General features: G+C 69.6%; 14 protein-coding genes. 8 read left to right on the forward strand and 6 right to left on the reverse strand.

The annotated features are described in order from the left end of the window. Window positions 1-220 precede the first annotated feature (220 nt). The 5 genes from A5659_RS17020 to lysX all read right to left on the reverse strand — a co-directional run bounded on the left by A5659_RS17020 (window position 221) and on the right by lysX (window position 8,480). Entirely contained in the window at window positions 221-2,353 is a 2,133-nt protein-coding gene (locus A5659_RS17020; protein WP_066867144.1) for an Rv1355c family protein, read from the reverse strand. Between the two features lie 63 nt (window positions 2,354-2,416). Beyond that, the gene (locus A5659_RS17025; protein ID WP_066867146.1) at window positions 2,417-3,079 is read right to left on the reverse strand and encodes a TetR/AcrR family transcriptional regulator; all 663 of its coding nucleotides are present in this window, start codon (window positions 3,077-3,079) and stop codon (window positions 2,417-2,419) included. Between the two features lie 156 nt (window positions 3,080-3,235). Then, window positions 3,236-3,637, reverse strand: a complete 402-nt coding sequence (locus tag A5659_RS17030) for a DUF6653 family protein (protein WP_067182814.1) — start codon at window positions 3,635-3,637, stop codon at window positions 3,236-3,238. 23 nt (window positions 3,638-3,660) lie between these two features. Next, window positions 3,661-5,133, reverse strand: a complete 1,473-nt coding sequence (locus tag A5659_RS17035) for an alpha/beta hydrolase family protein (RefSeq protein WP_197498046.1) — start codon at window positions 5,131-5,133, stop codon at window positions 3,661-3,663. 77 nt (window positions 5,134-5,210) lie between these two features. After that, window positions 5,211-8,480: a bifunctional lysylphosphatidylglycerol synthetase/lysine--tRNA ligase LysX gene (lysX, locus tag A5659_RS17040; protein WP_066867148.1), complete on the reverse strand. Its 3,270-nt coding sequence runs from the start codon at window positions 8,478-8,480 to the stop codon at window positions 5,211-5,213. Window positions 8,481-9,033: 553 nt separating this feature from the next. Between lysX and infC the strand changes: the two genes are divergently transcribed. The 4 genes from infC (at window position 9,034) to A5659_RS17060 (ending at window position 11,188) form a co-directional block, all read left to right on the forward strand. Further along, window positions 9,034-9,642 carry a translation initiation factor IF-3 gene (gene infC / locus A5659_RS17045; RefSeq protein WP_082971986.1) on the forward strand — a complete coding sequence of 203 codons (609 nt, stop codon included), beginning with the start codon at window positions 9,034-9,036 and terminating at the stop codon, window positions 9,640-9,642. Between the two features lie 65 nt (window positions 9,643-9,707). Next, on the forward strand, window positions 9,708-9,902 hold the full coding sequence (gene rpmI, locus A5659_RS17050) for a 50S ribosomal protein L35 (RefSeq protein WP_066867152.1): 195 nt from the start codon (window positions 9,708-9,710) through the stop codon (window positions 9,900-9,902). A gap of 80 nt (window positions 9,903-9,982) precedes the next feature. Then, window positions 9,983-10,378: a 50S ribosomal protein L20 gene (gene rplT, locus A5659_RS17055; RefSeq protein ID WP_007776071.1), complete on the forward strand. Its 396-nt coding sequence runs from the start codon at window positions 9,983-9,985 to the stop codon at window positions 10,376-10,378. 9 nt (window positions 10,379-10,387) lie between these two features. Then, on the forward strand, window positions 10,388-11,188 hold the full coding sequence (locus tag A5659_RS17060) for an RNA methyltransferase (protein WP_066867154.1): 801 nt from the start codon (window positions 10,388-10,390) through the stop codon (window positions 11,186-11,188). Here the strand turns inward: A5659_RS17060 and A5659_RS17065 are convergent. Further along, window positions 11,175-12,254, reverse strand: coding sequence for an oxygenase MpaB family protein (locus tag A5659_RS17065; RefSeq protein ID WP_067182791.1), 1,080 nt, complete (start codon window positions 12,252-12,254; stop codon window positions 11,175-11,177). The two genes, A5659_RS17060 and A5659_RS17065, sit on opposite strands and share 14 nt — an antisense overlap. 199 nt (window positions 12,255-12,453) lie before the next feature. Between A5659_RS17065 and A5659_RS17070 the strand changes: the two genes are divergently transcribed. The 4 genes from A5659_RS17070 (at window position 12,454) to pheT (ending at window position 17,912) form a co-directional block, all read left to right on the forward strand. Further along, window positions 12,454-13,371, forward strand: coding sequence for an adenylate/guanylate cyclase domain-containing protein (locus A5659_RS17070; RefSeq protein ID WP_066882285.1), 918 nt, complete (start codon window positions 12,454-12,456; stop codon window positions 13,369-13,371). Window positions 13,372-13,380: 9 nt separating this feature from the next. After that, the gene (locus A5659_RS17075; protein WP_067182794.1) at window positions 13,381-14,205 is read left to right on the forward strand and encodes a rhomboid-like protein; all 825 of its coding nucleotides are present in this window, start codon (window positions 13,381-13,383) and stop codon (window positions 14,203-14,205) included. Window positions 14,206-14,373: 168 nt separating this feature from the next. Beyond that, complete coding sequence (pheS, locus tag A5659_RS17080; RefSeq protein WP_067182797.1) at window positions 14,374-15,417, forward strand: phenylalanine--tRNA ligase subunit alpha; 1,044 nt, start codon at window positions 14,374-14,376, stop codon at window positions 15,415-15,417. Further along, window positions 15,417-17,912, forward strand: a complete 2,496-nt coding sequence (pheT, locus tag A5659_RS17085; protein ID WP_067182800.1) for a phenylalanine--tRNA ligase subunit beta — start codon at window positions 15,417-15,419, stop codon at window positions 17,910-17,912. Before pheS ends, pheT begins: the two co-directional genes overlap by 1 nt. Window positions 17,913-17,921 lie beyond the last annotated feature (9 nt).

The raw sequence follows: 17,921 nt of genomic DNA on the forward strand, positions 1-17,921 counted from the left end.
CTGCACGAAATGCATTGCGGCCACTCGACACCCGTGCCCTATCTGCAGGCGTACTGGACATTCGGGTCGCGCGGCGAACCGCACGGCGTGACCGGCACGCGGGACCCTGGGTTGCGCGGTAGGGCCCGCCGCGAGTCGGCGTTGTTGCGATGGGGATTCACGGCGAAGCCGTTCTGAGGTGCTGTGGCGCCGATGGTGCTCGCCGCGCGACGGCGGCGGATCAGAGGCCTTGAGTGCGGACCCGGCTCGGGCTGCGGCGACTGGACACCGAGGGTGGCGGCGCGGTGGTCAAGCGCAAGGCCAGCACGATGGATTCTTCGGGAGCGGTCGCGGTGAGGCGCACGAAATCGTCTTGTAATCGTGCCAATTCGCCGGCGAAACCGGCCGACAACTCGTGCAGATCGGCAGCATTTCGCGCGTGCAGGAAGACCGGTGACAACGGCCGGACGGCGAGGCCTTCCCGCTGGGCAACGATCCATACCGCCTCGACGGCCGACCCGCCGCGGACGTAGTCACCAAGGCGACTTCCGGTCACGGTCAGCACCGCCAGCGCCGAGCTGCCGAGGACTTCGTCGCGCATGCCGTCGCCCAAGGCGCTGCCGGCGTTCCATTCGGCAAGGTAAGCCATGACGTCGGGGCGGCGCACGATATCCATCAGCGCCAGGTCGCTGGCTTCGAGTTCGAGGGAGCGTACGTCGATACCGGTGTCGGGGTCGGGATCCCCAGGCCAGCGCAGCTCCGAGACCATCTCGGTGTGCAGTTGCCGCGTCAGGTACCGGATGCGGTCGGCCGCACCGAAAATCGTTGCGGCCCGCGCCAGGTCGTCTCGCTCGGTGAGTAGGTGCAGACGCGCGCCCTCGCCCTCGGCGGTGACGGTGAGCAATTTGGCCGTCTGATCGTCGAGCGGTTGTGGGATTCCGCGATGACGGTTGGTCTCGCGCGCGAGCATCGGTTCGTACAGATCGGCCAGGGCGGGGTCGTTACCGTTTCCGAAGTGCATCGTGGCCCGTACCGGAGACCCGGCTGCGTCTTCGGAAACGCTCACCGGTCCGAGCATCCCACGGGCGGCGGCGGCGATCCTGACGTTGTACAACGCGGCCCCCACCGCGACAGCGCTGCCGCGGAAGCCCACGTCCATCGTCGAAGTATGTTCCGGGGCAACGCTTATGGTGAGGCTAGTCGGTTGCGCGTCGATGCACCACGGCTGGCTGTTTCCCCCCGAGGGGGCGCGCATCGCGGCGGCGACAATCGTGTCGTCGAATGCGGATGCGGCCGGGTCGCTTCCCGGTTCGGTGTCTCGCGCGGGGTGAAGCTGGGCCGTCTCGACTTCGTCGAGTTCGTCGAGCGCCGCGCCGGTGTCGATGCGGCACCGGCCGGATCTCAGGTTCTCACCCAATCCGATTCTGCGCACAGCCTCGGCCATCGCCGCAGCGCCGACGATGACATCGGATGCCAACTGCGGCCACGTCGACAGCGATCGGTCGATCTCGATGAGCGACGCGGCGGTGCGGGGCGAGATGTGCTCGGCTTCGTCGTAACGCAGCATGTGCGGGAGCTTCTCGCGGGTGCTCATGCCCGCCACTTGCTCGATATCGAGCTGATCCAGCAGCCCGTGCATGACCGGGCGCCCAGGGTTTTGATCGAAGCGTTCGACGTCGACCCGCCCCCGGTCGCTGGTCGCCATCAACACGGGGATTCGCCTGTCACGGGCCGCCATCCGCAGGGCGATCTTCATGTCGAGCGAATCGCACTCCTCGATGACGATGTCCAGTCCGTCCAGAAAGGCATCGATGGTGTCCGCGGTGATCCCGGCATCGAACACGTCCACCGCCAGGTAGGGATCGAGCTCGGCGATCCTGCGCGCCGCGACCTGAGCTTTGTTCAATCCGAGGTCGAATACGGTGGCCGGCACCCGATTCAGATTCGACAGTTCCAAGTGATCGAAATCCGCCAGCCGCAGGCGGCCACACAAGCCCTGAACCGCCAAGGTATGCGCGATGACATGGCCGACGCTCAGACCGGCGACGCCGATCGTCAGTGAGCTGAGTTTGGTCTGTTCCGCCGCGGTGATGTTGTTTCTGTTGCGATCAAGTCGTAGCGCCCGAAACCCGCGCGGCCCCAGCACCGCAACGGCGGCGCGCCGCCACGGGTAGTGCGCCCACCGGGCCCCTTCGTCGAGCAGCGTCGAATCCGGCGGTGGGCGCAGGCCGCGCAGATTGGCCAGTTGCGCGTCGAGCCGGTCGACGATCTCGACGGTGGGATCGGCTCGCAGCCGCTCCAGTATCAGACGGTCGCCGGGTTCATCGATGTCGAGAATCTGCGCGCTGTACGCGGTTACCGTGCGCTCGTCCATGGTGTTTCGTGTATAGCACCTGACCGGCGCGTCGGCCGCGGTAACGCGGCGTTTGGCCGCTCGTCAAGCGGTCACGCCCTCGTCCCGCGACTCCGTGTCCTTGAGGAACTGCCCGCGCCGAATCAGGCTCGTGACCGCGGCGTCCCAGCGTCGCAGCTGTGGCTCGCTGAAGAACGACTCACCCAGATAGAGCTCGATATAGGGATGCAGAATGATCGCGCCGATGCGCAGGATGAGCGGATTGAGCGCCCCCCAGTCGGGATCGAGGTCTCCTCGCAGCTTGCCCTGCTGCCCGAATTGTTCGCCCTGGCCCGCGCTGATACCCACCAGCCCGGTGAAGATGACCGAACCCAGTGCGCCGCCCTCGGCGAGCGCACGCCCGAGATAGGTCATCACATCGGGACGTTCGACCATCAGTGCGGTCAGCCGGCGCCCCGCCTCGTTGAGGCTGTCGGCGGCCGGCTCGGACGGCGTATCGGCTGCCAATGCCTCGCTCACCGTCTGCAGGACGTACTGATCGACGGCGGCGCTCAGCGCGGCCTTGGTGCGAAAGTGGTGCTGTATCAGCCCAATCGACACGTCCGCGGTTTCGGCGACCGCGCGCAGCGTGGTGGCGGCGATGCCGCGAACGGCAAAGCAGCTCAGCGCGGCGTCGCGAATGCGCTCCTTGAGCGACGGCTCCGCTGGCGGGGGCGGGTCATAAGGAAACAGCCGGGTGGGTCCCACGGCCGGACAATACACCCGTATCGCATCCCGGTACGAAGGTATCGGACCACCATATCCGCGCATCGTCACCGCGCCTGCGTTCCGCCCGACCATGGGCGCGGCCACCCGCCTGCCCTCGTCGACGAACGGCGTTCCCGCGCACGAGGTCCCGCGACCCTACTGCGACCGCCGCTCGAGGTAGCGAACCATCTGTTCCCAGTACACCAGCGTCAACGTCATCTGCAGGGCCACGGCGATCAGCGCCAGTCGCAGCCGACGCCGGCGTGCGGCCAGCACCGCGCCCACCGCGGCCGCCGACGACGCCACGCTGACCACCATCGCCGCGTCGCGGGGCCGGCGGGTGATCCACAGCTCCTCGCCCAGCATCGCCCGCGTCGACCAGGCGTGCTGTTGCGCCGGCTTGCCGAACACCACCGGATTCACCGCCAGCCACAACGCAATCCAGGCCGCATGGCGCCATCGTCGCGTCCATATCGGGACCAGGATCAGCGGCGTGCTCGCCCACCGGGTCCATGCGCTCAGCGGATGGCAGTGCCGCGCGAACACCGCACGCCGCACGCGCGCAACCGGATACACCGGCGCTATCGCTTGGAATGTTCGGCCGGAACTACCACCGGGGCGCCGGCGCCCGGCGCGGATGCGGCGGGCAACGGGGTGCGCGGAATTCCCGGCGTGCCCAGCTCCCCGGCCAGCCAGGGCAGCGAGGCCGCGAACACCCGGTCCGCGAACGGCCAGTCGTGCTTGCCGGGCTGCGGAACCACCGCACAGTCGATTCCGTTGGAGCGGCCGATCGCGCACAGCGAATAGGCGGCCGCCGTCTGATTGCCGGGATTGGCGGCCGCCTCGCGTCCGGCGAGACGGATGGCGCCGCTGTCGGCCAGCTGCAGGTCGCGGCGCGGCGGCGGGCCGTCGGACGAGATCGCGAACCAGCCGGCCACGTCGCGGTATGGCCCATGCCGGGTGATCACCGTGGTCGGGTCGAAAGCCGCCCAGGCGTCGGCGTTTCCGCCGAACAGCCTGGCGATGGTCTGGGCCTTGCTGCCGGCGTTGGGGAAGAAGTCACCGGCGACGTCGACGAACGCGCTGAACAGCTCGGGGTGCATGACGGTCAGGTCGACGGCGCAGGTGCCGCCCATCGACCAGCCCGCGACGCCCCAGTTGGACCGGTGCTGGCTGACCCCGAAGGTCGAAATCATGAACGGCACAACGTCTTTCGTCAGGTGATCGGCGGCGTTGCCCCGAACCCCGTTGACGCATTCGGTGTCGTTGTTGAACGCGCCGCCGGAATCGACGAACACCAGCACCGGCGCCTTACCGTCGTGTGCGGCCGCGAAGTCGTCGATCGTCTTGACCGCGTTGCCCGCCCTGGTCCAGTCGGCGGGTGTGTTGAATTGCCCGCCGATCATCATCACCGCCGGCAACGCCGGCGGCGGGGTGGTCGCGAACCATTCGGGCGGCAGGTAGACCAGCTCGCCGCGGTGTTTGAAGTGCGACCCGTCGGACGGGATCGCCACCGGCACCACGGTGCCGTGCGGCGGCCGGATTCGGCTGGCGGCCATCGCGGTAACGGTGGCCTGATCGGTCTGATCGGGCAGCGGCCCCGAGGTCAGCTGGCTCCACGCCGACTGCACGGTGGGGAAGTAGCCGACCCACAGGTTGAGCACCAGCGCCGCGCTGAGCACGCACAACGGTACGGCCAGCACCGCGGCGCCGCGCCGCCAGCGGCGCGCGGTGCGCCAGCCCAGCACCAGCACGGCCGCCGCCATGCCGGTCAGGGCGATCCACAGCCACAGCGCCGCCGGTGCGGGGTCGTCGGAGAGCCCGCGGTCGACGATGTACCAGTGCGTCAGGTAGGCGGCGAACCCGCCGGCCAGCGCGGCGGCCGGCAGCCACACGGTGCGCCAGCGGCGCGACCGCCAGCCGACCGCCAGGAGCAGCACAATCGCGGCGAGCACCTGGATCGTCGCCGGCACCCAGCCATGCATCAGCGAGGTGTGGCTACTTGCCAGGACCTGCGCCGCGGCGCTGTCCGTCGGGGCTGTCACGTGAGTCATTGTGATCTAAAGTTAATCGGCCTGGAACAAATTCACCGAATGTTCGCGCTGGGCTCTACGGACGTTCGGGGCCGCCGCTAATGCGGCTTGGCCAGCGGAAATGGCAAGGTCTCCCGGATGCTGCGGCCCGTTATGAGCATGACGAGCCGATCGATGCCCATCCCGAGTCCGCCGGTGGGCGGCATCGCGTACTCCATCGCCTGCAGGAAGTCTTCGTCGAGCTCCATCGCCTCGGGATCCCCGCCGGCAGCTAACAACGACTGCTCCTGCAGGCGGCGGCGCTGTTCCACCGGGTCGGTGAGCTCGCTGTAGGCGGTGGCCAGCTCGACCCCCCAGGCCACCAGGTCCCACCGCTCGGCCACGCCCGGTTCGCTGCGGTGCGGCCGGGTCAGCGGCGACACCGACGTCGGGAAGTCGATATAGAACGTCGGCTCCTCGGTCCGGTCCTCGACCAGATGCTCGTACAGCTCCAGCACCACCGCGCCGGCATCCCAGTGCGCCCGATAGGGGATGTGCGCGGCGTCGGACAGCTTGCGCAGGGTGGACAGCGACGTGGCGGGGTCGACGTGCTCGCCGAGCGCTTCGGACACCGCGTCATAGACGGTCTTGACCCGCCACACCCCGGAGATGTCGACGGGCTCGAGCCGGCCGTCGCCCCCGTCGGCGCGGGGTCGCAGCACCACCTGCTCGCCGTGCGCGGCCTCGGCGGCGTTCTGGATGAGCTCGCGGCAGCCGTCGATCCACACCGTGTAGTCGGCGTGGGCCTGGTAGGCCTCCAGCAGGGTGAACTCCGGGTTGTGGCTGAAGTCGACGCCCTCGTTGCGGAAGGCGCGGCCCAATTCGAAGACACGCTCCACGCCGCCGACGCACAACCGCTTCAGGTAGAGCTCGGGGGCGATGCGCAGGAACAGGTCCAGGTCGTAGGTGTTGATGTGCGTGACGAAGGGCCGCGCGGTCGCTCCACCGTGGATCTGCTGCAGGATCGGGGTCTCGACCTCGATGAAATCCTTGGCGAACAGCGTCTGCCGGACCGAACGCAACACGTCGCTGCGGGCCTTGATCAGCTCGCGCGAATCGGGATTGACGGCCAGGTCGACGTAGCGGGTCCGCACCCGCGCCTCCGGGTCGGTCAGCCCCTTCCACTTGTTCGGCAGGGGCCGCAGGCACTTGCCGATCATCCGCCAGTCGGTGACGATCAGCGAGCGGCTTCCCTTCTTGGAAAAGCCCATCTGCCCGGACACCTCGACCAGATCGCCCAGGTCGATGGCCGCGGTGAAGTCCGCGGTCCGCCCCCGCTGCAGCTGCGAATTGTCCAGCAGCACTTGCATTTCCCCCGACCAGTCGCGCAGGTCGGCGAACAGCACGCCGCCGTAGTCGCGGATCCGCAGGATCCGTCCCGCCACCGTCACACTTTCCTGGTCGTCGGCGACCAGGGCCCGGGCGATGGTGTGGGTGGGCGGGGTCCCTACCGGGTAAGCGTCAACGCCGTTGTGCTTCAGGGCTTTCAGCTTGGCCAGGCGCACTCGAACTTGTTCGGGCAGCCGTGACCTGGACTCCTCCTCGTCGGCGGACTCCCGGCGTTCCCGCAGCCCGCTGACGTCCGGGGCGCTGCCGTCGTGATGCAGCAGCCCGGACTCCGCCAACCGTGGCGGGACGGCGGGGTAGTGGCCGGTGTGCGTCTTGCGCCGCCCGAACGGCAACACCAAAAAGCCCTCGGCGAGTGCCGAAGCGACGCCGACCCGCGGGATCAGCCGGGCGTCCTCGTAGCAGGCGTAACGCGGCACCCAATCGGGTTGGTACTTCATGTTCGAGCGGTACAGGGTTTCCAGCTGCCACCACCGCGAGAAGAACAGCAACAGTCCTCGCCACAGCCGGGCGACCGGACCCGCGCCGAGCTGGGCGCCCTGTTCGAACGCCGAGCGGAACATCGCGAAGTTCAGCGAGATGCGAGTGATGCCAAGGGTTTCGCCATTGAGCGCCAGCTCGCTGACCATCAGCTCGATGGTGCCGTTGGGGGACTGCGGCGACCGGCGCATCAGGTCCAGGGAGACACCGGTGGTCCCCCAAGGAACCAGCGACAGCATCGCGACGACGCTGCCGTCGCGGTCCAGCGCCTCGACCAGCAGGCAGTCCCCGTCGGCGGGGTCGCCGAGTCGGCCCAGCGCCATCGAGAAGCCGCGCTCGGTCTGGGTGTCGCGCCAGGCGTCGGCGCGGGCGATGGTGTCGGCCATCGCCTCGGCGCTGATGTCGCGGTGGCGCCGGATCCGCACGGTCAGGCCAGCCCGACGGGCCCGGGTCACGGCCTGGCGGACGCCGCGCATGTCGGGGCCGGACAGCTTGAAATCGGCGGTCCGCAGGATGGCTTCGTCGCCGAGCTCGAGCGCGTTCAGACCGCCTTCGCGGTAGGCCCGCGCGCCCTGGGTGCTGGCGCCCATCACCCCGGGCGCCCAGCCGTAGGTCTGGCACAACCCCAGCCAGGCGTCCACGGCCTGCGGCCACGCCCGCGGATCGCCGATCGGGTCACCGCTGGCCAGGCAGACGCCGATCTCGACGCGATACGTGACCGCGGCGCGTCCGCTTTGGGCGAAGACCACCGACTTGTCGCGGCGGGTGGCGAAGTAGCCCAGGGAGTCGTTCTTGCCGTACAGCTCGAGCAGGCCGCGGATGGCCGATTCGTCCTCGCCGGTCAGCGCGTTCTCCGCGCGCTGGGACTGAAAGAGCACGATCGTCGCCAAGATCAGCGCCAGCGCGCCGAACAACCCGAAGATCGCGTTCAGGAAGACGTGCGGCCGGCCGGTGAACAGGTCGGGATCGGCGAGCGCGAATCCGACCACCCGGTTGGCCACGTACGGCAGCCGGTCCTGGCGGGCCAGCGTTCCCGGGAACAACTCGACCAGGCCCCAGGACACCAGGATGCCCACCACGTCGCCGGCGATGAGCACCGCGGCCGCCTTGACCAGCGCACCCTTGCGGACCTTGGCCCAGAACTCCCGGTAGGCCAGCACCAGCAGGACGATCGCCACGATGTGGACGGCGAAGCCGAGGTTCTCGCCGAAGATCTCCGCGGCGGTGTTGTCGCCCGCGGCGATGTCGGCGGCGTTCAGCGCGGCGGCCAGGATCATGTTGGCCAGCAACAGCAGCCAGGCGATGCGCTTGCGCGCGGTCAGGGCCGCGGCCAGCAGCGCCAGGATGAACGACCACGCGATGCTGGTGTCCGGGAAGTTGAACAGGTAGTCGTTGATGAACTCGCGCGGGACCTTGATCAGGTACCGGATCAGCGGGGACACGCTGCCGAGCAGCGACACGGTCGCGATGACGCCCACGGTCCATCCGGCCGCCGCCGGCACCCAGCGGTACCGCGAGTTCGACCGGCCGCGCGGCCCCGAACGCAGGCCTGAACGAGGGCCCGAACCGGGCCTCGAACTAGGAGATGCGAGTGTCACAGACCGCGAGGATATGCCCTCAATCCGTGAAAAGCTTGTCGAAGCGCTGAGACTGGCGGCCGCCAGTTTGGGCGTGGTTTCGGGCCGGCCGCCGGCCCATTGCGGCGCGGTCGACCGGCCGAAGTGCTAAAAGCCACCTCAAGGCTGCTAAACTAGCGGCTGCGACCATCCCGGCGAATGCCAGGAACAGTTAAGTGGAGTCCCACTCCCACCGCGAGCCGATGAAATCCCGTTGCGGATCTTCGAAAGGTTCAGCGGTCCGGTCACAGGCATCGCGGATGCCTGTTCCGCGGGTGACGCGGGCGGCTCGAGCAGTTTCCAGCCGCGATCGGTCGGCATTGGGCCCTGCTTGTGCAGGGCTTTTTTGCTAGTGGTGTGGTGTCTCCGCCGCTGATTCCCGGACCGACCCAGGCGGTCGTCACCGCAGGACCTACAGAAGCCCAACAAGGGAGGCCCCATCAGCACTGAGACCCGCGTCAACGAGCGCATTCGCGTACCTGAAGTCCGATTGATCGGCCCAGGGGGAGAGCAGGTAGGCATAGTGCGCATCGAAGACGCACTGCGCGTCGCTGCGGACGCCGATCTTGACCTTGTCGAAGTTGCCCCGAACGCCAGACCGCCGGTCTGCAAGATCATGGACTACGGCAAGTTCAAATACGAAGCGGCGCAAAAGGCGCGCGAATCCCGCCGGAACCAGCAGCAGACCGTCGTCAAAGAACAGAAGCTGCGACCCAAGATCGACGATCACGACTACGAGACCAAAAAGGGTCACGTCATCCGCTTCCTGGAGGCGGGGTCGAAGGTGAAGGTCACCATCATGTTCCGCGGACGTGAGCAGTCGCGGCCCGAGCTGGGCTATCGGCTGCTTCAGCGCCTGGGAGCGGACGTCGCCGAATACGGCTTCGTCGAAACGTCCGCCAAGCAGGACGGCCGCAACATGACGATGGTGCTGGCACCGCACCGCGGCGCGAAGACTCGCGCCAAGGCGCGCCATCCGGAAGGACCGGGGGGCGGCGCGGCATCGGAGACCGATGCGGCCGCCGAAGCCGAACCTTCGTCGAACTGACCCAGCGCGAGACTTTTCAAGCGCCCGAGTGCCCGCACTCGAGCACTTCATAGAACAGAGGAAACATGCCCAAAGCCAAGACCCACAGCGGGGCGTCGAAGCGGTTCCGGCGCACCGGAACCGGCAAGATCGTTCGCCAGCAGACCAACCGCCGGCATCTGCTCGAGCACAAGCCGACCAAGCGGACCCGGCGGCTCGACGGCCGCACCACGGTGTCGGCCAACGACACCAAGCGCGTCAACAGCCTGCTGAACGGCTGACCACCGCGCCGGCCAGACCCGCAGCGCGAGCTGGCACGGCGACCCGACCAACCAATTGTGAACGAGAGTAGGAACATCCAATGGCACGCGTGAAGCGGGCGGTCAACGCCCACAAGAAGAGGCGCAGCATCCTGAAGGCCTCGAAGGGCTATCGCGGCCAGCGATCCCGGCTCTACCGCAAGGCCAAAGAGCAGCAGCTTCATTCGCTGAACTACGCCTACCGCGACCGTCGTGCGCGCAAGGGCGAGTTCCGCAAGTTGTGGATCTCGCGGATCAACGCGGCGGCGCGCGCCAACGACATCACCTACAACCGGCTGATCCAGGGCCTCAAGGCCGCCGGTGTGGAAGTGGACCGAAAGAACCTGTCCGACATCGCGATTGCCGACCCGGCCGCCTTCACGGCGCTGGTCGACATCGCGCGGGCGGCCCTGCCCGAGGATGTCAACGCTCCCTCGGATTCGGGAGAAGCGGCCTAACAAGCGCAGGTGCTGACCGAACGTTCGGCCAGGGTCGCCGCGGCGGTCAAGTTGCACCGCCACGTCGGCCGCCGGCGGGCGGGCCGATTCCTCGCCGAGGGCCCCAACCTCGTCGAGGCCGCCGCCCGCCGCGGCCTGGTCCGCGACGTCTTCGTCACCGAAGTCGCCCAGCAGCGGCATGAGTCGCTGCTGGCGACGTTGGCTTCCGCGGGTTGCCCGGTGCACCCGGTCAGCGAGCGCGCGGCGAAAGCGTTGTCCGACACCGTCACTCCGGCCGGCCTGGTCGCCGTGTGCGAAACGCCGGCGACCCGACTTTCCGACGTGCTGGCCGGGCCGCCCGCACTGGTCGCGGTCGCCGTCGAGATCAGCGAACCGGGCAACGCCGGCACCCTCATCCGCCTCGCCGACGCCCTGGGCGCGGCGGGCGTCATCCTGGGCGGCCACAGCGTCGACCCGTACAACGGCAAGTGCCTGCGCGCGTCGGCCGGCAGCATCTTCTCGGTCCCGGTCGTCGTCGCGCCGGACCCGCTCGCCGCGGTCGACGCGTTGCGCGCCGCGGGCCTGCAGCTGCTCGCCACCACCGTCGACGCCCAGACGCGGCTCGACGAGGCCGGCGAACTGCTCGGCGTGCCGACGGCGTGGCTGTTCGGCCCCGAATCACACGGTCTGCCAAGCGAAATCGCCGCGGCGGCCGACCACCGGCTGCGGATCCCGATGGCCGGTGGGGCGGAGAGCCTGAACGTGGCGTCCGCGGCGGCCATCTGCCTGTATCAGAGCGCGCGGGCGTTGAACCTGCCTACGCGGCCTTAGCGGCGCGTTTGGGCCGGCCCCGCCCGGCGCGCAGGCCGGCCAGCGACAGCGTCGTGTGCACCAGCGAACCGGCGCGTTCCATCAGCGCCCGGGCGGGCTGCAGCGCCGGGTCCAACGGCGACTTCGCCGACGGGGGGAAGTAATGCATCGGCAGCCCGCGCCGGTCGCGCGGCGGCGCCATGAACGGCGGGGCCTCCACCAGCGGCGCGTCGGTGGGCAGCCGCCCCTCGGCGCGGCGGTAGGCGGCCAGCGCGCGCGGGTGCAGCCGGATCTCGTCGGGCACCGCCAGGAAGGCCAATTCGACGAGCTTGCCGAACAGGCGCAGCAACACCTCGTCGCCCGGGGTCCAGTGCAGTCCGGCCTTCTCGCGCACCGCGGGCTCGAACAGCCCCGCCGCGATCCAGCGCTGGCCGGCGACCAGCGGCTTGAAGATCTGGTCCCAGATCGGTGTGGGCATCAGCACGAATTTCGGCTTGGGGATGCGGATCCGGAAGATGTCCAGCGTCGCTTGGTTGATCTCCAGCTCCTCGCGGCAAACCCGGTCCCAGTACTCCTGGAACTCCTCCCAGGTTTCGGGCACCGGCCGCATGCTCATGCCGTACATCCGGTACCACTGGACGTGCTCGGCGAACAACTGCCGCTTCTCGGCCTCGGTCAGGCCGCCGCAGAAGTACTCGGCCACCTTGACGATCAGCATGAAAAACGTGGCGTGCGCCCAGTAGAAGGTCTCCGGGTTCAGCGCGTGATAGCGCCGCCCGGCCGCGTCGGTGCCCTTGATGGTGTGGTGGTAGCTGGTGATCTGCCGGCCGGTCTGCGACGCCCGGTCGCCGTCGTAGACCACCCCCATGATCGGGTAGACCGACCGGGCCACCCGCTGCAGCGGCTCGCGCAGCAGGATCGAATGCTCCTCGACGGCCGCGCCGAGTTCGGGGTACATGTTCTGGATCGCCCCGATCCACACGCCCATCATTCCGGTGCGCAGGTCGCCAAAATACTTCCAGGTCAAAGAATCTGGTCCGAGCGGATCGGCGGGCGCAGTCCCGCCCGCATGCACAGTGCCAGTCATCGCGGCCTCCTGCTCCGGTTGGGCTCACGATAACTTTGACAACGGGCGTTGTCTACGATTTCGGCGAGGTGTCCGCCGGGTGTTATCGAGCTTGGACACCGGTGTGGCACCAGTGTGATCAGGCGGTTTGGTGCGACGTGTGACACATCGGGCGCGGCCGTCATTGCCTGCCTCGAAGAAAACCAAATAACCTGGCCGGGTGGAACTCGCGCGTCGCGATCTGGACCCGGGCGAGGCCGAAGAATCCCAGGCGCACTCGGCTCCGCCGCGCTCTCCACTGTCGGTGCACAGCGCGACTCAATGGCTGCACAGCCGCAACCGCAGCCCCGCGGCGGTCGCCTTCATCCGGCGCGCCCGCCGGCTGCTGCCCGGCGACCCCGAGTTCGGCGATCCGCTGTCCACGGCGGGCGAGGGTGGCCCGCGCGCCGCGGCGCGCGCTGCCGACCGGCTGCTGGGCGACCGCGACGCGGTGTCGCGCGAGGTCAGTCTCGGGGTGCTGCAGGTGTGGCAGGCGCTGACCGAAGGGGTGTCGCGCCGGCCGGCCAACCCGGAGGTGACGCTGGTCTTCACCGACCTGGTCGGCTTCTCGACGTGGTCCCTGCAAGCCGGCGACGACGCGGCGCTGGTGCTGCTGCGGCAGGTGGCGCGGGCCCTCGAGCCGCCCCTGCTCGACGCCGGCGGACACATCGTCAAACGGATGGGCGACGGCATCATGGCCGTGTTCGGTGATCCGACGGTCGCCGTGCGCGCCGTGCTGGCCGCCAAGGACGCGCTGAAATCGGTCGAGGTGGACGGCTATACGCCCAGGATGCGGGTCGGAATCCACACGGGACGCCCGCAGCGGTTGGCCGCCGACTGGCTCGGCGTCGATGTGAACATCGCCGCACGAGTTATGGAAAGGGCCACCAAGGGTGGAATCATGGTGTCGAGTTCAACGTTAGATCTCATACCGCAAAGCGAGTTGGACGCGTTGGGCGTCGAGGCCAAACGCACGAGGAAGCCGGTTTTCGGGCCGAAGCCCGCCGGCATTCCCGACGATTTGGCGATATATCGCCTCAAGACTCTTAAGGAGTTGTCAGGCCCTGATGACACAGCCGAGACAAAACCGCAGCCATAATGGATGCCAATGTTAGGGGGCATCGCGTCCCGGCTCGCCCGGGTCCAATTCACTGTGGGGTATGCGGCGGTGCTGCTCGCCATCAGCTGCGCCATCCTGGCGCTCGGCCCGCACGCGCATGACGTCATCGTTGCGCGCGCCAGCACCAACGTGCACAACCTGGCCCACGGCCACCTGGGCACGCTGCTGGGCAGCGCTCTGGTGGTCGACGCCGGCCCGCTCTACTTCTGGCTGCCCTTCCTGACCTGCCTGCTGGCGCTGGCCGAGCTGCATCTGCGCACCATCCGGCTGGTGGTGGCCTTCCTCGTCGGCCACATCGGCGCGACCCTGCTGGTGGCCGCCGCATTGGCCGCGTCGGTCGAGTTCGGCTGGCTGCCCGTGTCGATCACCCGGGCCAGCGACGTCGGCATGAGCTACGGCGCGCTGGCGGTGCTCGGCGCGATGACCGCGGTGATCCCGTCGCGCTGGCGGGCCGGCTGGGTCGGCTGGTGGGTGTCGGCGGGCATCGCCTCGGCGATCATCGGCGGCGACTTCACCGACGCCGGCCACACCGTCGCCGTGATCCTGGGCGTGCTGGTGTCCGCCCGGTTCAGGCAGCCGATCCACTGGACGCCCGCGCGCTACCTGATGCTGGCGGCGTCCGCGGGCTTCGGCTTCCTGATGCTGGCCCACCACTGGGGGACCATGGCGGCGACGCCGGTCTTCGGTGTCATCGGCGCGTTCGTCGCCTACAAGGTGACCAAGGTCGCCGGCGGTCGGGGCGTCGCCCCGCTGGAGGCCCCCGTGCTGGGCGAAGACACGCTGGGCGGGCCGCAGCCGGCCGTCGCCGGCTAAGCCACACCGCCGTCGGTGGCCCGCGGCGGCCACCCGCCGGCTCGACCGCCAAGCGCCCGGCGGGTGCCGCGCGCCGAATCACTATGATCAGCACTCGACCCGTGCCGCGCGGAAGCACATCGATGCGGGCAGCCCGTACAGCCTCGTCAGCAAGGAGAGTGTCGCCGCGTGGGTGATCAACCCGTCGATCTGTCGCCGCAAGCCCTGGCCGCAGCGGTCAGCGCCGCCCAGGAGGCCTTCGCGCGGGCCGGCGATCTCGACACGCTGGCGCGCGCCAAGACCGAGCACCTCGGTGACCGCGCACCCCTGGCGCTGGCGCGCCAGGCGCTCGGCGGCGTCCCCAAGGACGAGCGCGCCGATGCCGGCAAGCGGGTCAACGCCGCCCGGACCGAAGCCCAACGCGGCTACGACGAGCGGCTCGCGGTCCTGCGGGCAGAGCGCGACGCCGCGGTGCTGGTCGCCGAGGGCATCGACGTCACGTTGCCGTCGACCCGGCAGCCGCCCGGCGCCCGGCACCCGATCACGATCCTGGCCGAGCACATCGCCGACACCTTCATCGCGATGGGCTGGGAACTGGCGGAGGGCCCGGAGGTCGAGACCGAGCAGTTCAACTTCGACGCGCTGAACTTCCCGGCCGACCACCCCGCGCGCAGCGAACAGGACACCTTCTACATCGCGCCCGACGATTCCCGGCAGCTGTTGCGCACCCACACGTCGCCGGTGCAGGTGCGCACCCTGCTCGCCCGCGAGCTGCCCGTCTACATCGTCTCGATCGGCCGCACGTTCCGCACCGACGAGCTCGACGCCACCCACACCCCGGTGTTCCACCAGGTCGAGGGTCTGGCGGTGGACCGCGGCCTGACGATGGCGCACCTGCGGGGAACGCTGGATGCGTTCGCGCGCGCCGAGTTCGGCCCCGAGGCGCGCACCCGGATCCGGCCACACTTCTTCCCGTTCACCGAGCCGTCCGCCGAGGTCGACGTCTGGTTCGTCGGCAAGAAGGGCGGCCCCGGCTGGGTGGAGTGGGGCGGTTGCGGAATGGTGCATCCAAACGTGTTGCGCGCCGCCGGGATCGACCCGGGCGCGTACTCCGGCTTCGCGTTCGGCATGGGGCTGGAACGAACCCTGCAGTTCCGCAACGGGATTCCGGACATGCGCGACATGGTCGAGGGCGACGTGCGGTTCTCGCTTCCGTTCGGGGTGGGTGCCTGATGCGCGTTCCCTACAGCTGGCTACGTGAGATCGTGGCGGCCGGCGCGCCGGATTGGAACGTCGAGGCCGCCGAGCTGGAGCAGACGCTGGTGCGCATCGGCCACGAGGTCGAGGAGGTCGCCACCCTGGGACCGGTCGACGGCCCGCTGACCGTGGGCCGGGTCACCGACATCGAAGAGCTCACCGGTTTCAAGAAGCCGATCCGGTTCTGCCACGTCGACGTCGGTGAAAACAAGGACCGTGAGATTGTTTGCGGCGCAAGCAACTTCGTTGCTGGTGACCTCATCGTGGCGGCGCTGCCGGGCACCACGCTGCCCGGCGATTTCACCATCGCCGCCCGCAAGACCTACGGCCGCACCTCCGACGGAATGATCTGCTCGGCGGCCGAACTCGGGCTGGGCGCCGACCATTCCGGGATCCTGGTGCTGCCGCCGGGCACCGCCGACCCCGGCGCCGGCGCCGCCGCCGTGCTCGGCCTGGACGACGTGATCTTTCACCTGGCGATCACGCCCGACCGCGGCTACGGCCTGTCGTTGCGTGGGCTGGCCCGCGAGGTCGCCTGCGCCTACGACCTGGACTTCGTCGACCCCGCCGGCAGCCAGGTGATCAAGCCGCTGCCGGCCAACGGCGAGGCCTGGCCGCTGACCGTGCAGCCCGGCACCGGGGTTCGGCGGTTCGCGCTGCGCCCGGTCACCGGCATCGACCCGGCCGCCGTGTCGCCGTGGTGGCTGCAGCGCCGGCTGCTGTTGTCCGGCATCCGCGCGACGTCCCCGGCCGTCGACGTGACGAACTACGTGATGCTCGAGCTCGGTCACCCGATGCACGCCCACGATCGCAACCGCATCACCGGCGGCTTCGGCGTGCGATTCGCCCGGCCCGGCGAGACCGTGGTGACCCTCGACGACATCGAGCGCAAACTCGAACCGGCCGACGTGCTCATCGTCGATGACACGGCGACCACCGCGATCGGCGGCGTGATGGGCGCGGCGAGCACCGAGGTGCGCGCCGATTCGACCGACGTCCTGCTCGAGGCCGCGGTTTGGGACCCGGCCGCCGTGTCACGCACCCAGCGCCGGCTGCACCTGCCCAGCGAAGCCGCCCGCCGCTACGAGCGCGGGGTGGATCCGGCCATCTCGGTGGCCGCGCTGGACCGCTGCGCCACCCTGCTCGCCGACATCGCCGGCGGCGTGGTCGAGGAGGGTTTGACCGATTGGCGCGGCGACCCACCGCGGGACGACTGGTCGCTCCCGCCGATCGACATCGCCACCGACCTGCCGGATCGCCTCGCCGGGGTGGTTTATGCGCCGGGCACCACCGCCAGGCGGCTCGCCCAGATCGGCGCCGAGGTCGTGGCGAACGGCGACACGCTGACGGTGACGCCACCCAGCTGGCGTCCCGACCTGCTGCAGCCCGCCGATCTCGTCGAGGAGGTGCTGCGGCTGGAGGGGCTCGAGGTCATTCCGTCGGTGTTGCCGTCGGCGCCGGCCGGCCGCGGCCTGTCCGCCGTGCAGAAGCGCCGCCGCGCGATCGGCAGGTCGCTGGCCGAGTCCGGCTATGTGGAGATCCTGCCCACCCCGTTCTTGCCCGCCGGCGTGTTCGACCTGTGGGGCCTGCCGGCCGACGACCCGCGGCGCATCACGACTGACGTGCTCAACCCGCTGGAGGCCGACCGCCCGCACCTGGCCACCACGCTGCTGCCGGCGCTGCTGGAAGCGTTGGTGCGCAACGTCTCGCGCGGCCTGGTCGACGTCTCCCTCTATGCCCTCGCGCAGGTGGTCCAGCCGACGGCGGACACCCGCGCCGTGAACGTGATCCCCGTCGATCGCCGGCCCACCGACGCCGAGATCGCCGCGCTCGACGCGTCGTTGCCGCGGCAACCCGAGCACGTCGCCGCGGTGCTGAGCGGCCTGCGGGAACACCGCGGACCCTGGGGCCCGGGCCGGCGCGCCGAAGCCGCCGACGCGTTCGAGGCGGTGCGCATCATCGCCCGCGCCGGCGGAATCGACGTGCGATTGCGCGCGGCGCAATACCTGCCGTGGCATCCGGGGCGGTGCGCCGAGGTGCTCGTCGGGGACGTTGCGGTGGGGCACGCGGGTCAGCTGCATCCGGCGGTGATCGAGCGCTCCGGGCTGCCGAAGGGCACCTGCGCCCTCGAGCTCAACCTCGACGCGATTCCCATCCCGCTGACGCTGCCGGCGCCGCGGGTGTCGCCGTTCCCGGCCGTCTTCCAGGACCTCAGCCTGGTGGTGCCCGCGCAGGTGCCGGCCCAGGCGGTAGCCGACGCCGTCCGCGAAGGCGCTGGGGAGCTGCTCGAAGACCTGCAGCTGTTCGACGTGTTCACCGGCCCGCAGATCGGCGAGGACCGCAAATCGCTGACCTTCGCGCTGCGCTTCCGCGCGCCCGACCGCACCCTCACCGAGGACGACGCCACCGCGGCTCGCGACGCCGCGGTGCGCCGCGCCGCCGAGGCGGTCGGCGCGGAGCTACGGGCCTAGTGGAATGGA

Source organism: Mycobacterium sp. 1165196.3, assembly GCF_001673415.1.
In the GTDB taxonomy this organism is placed as follows: Bacteria; Actinomycetota; Actinomycetes; order Mycobacteriales; family Mycobacteriaceae; genus Mycobacterium; species Mycobacterium europaeum_A.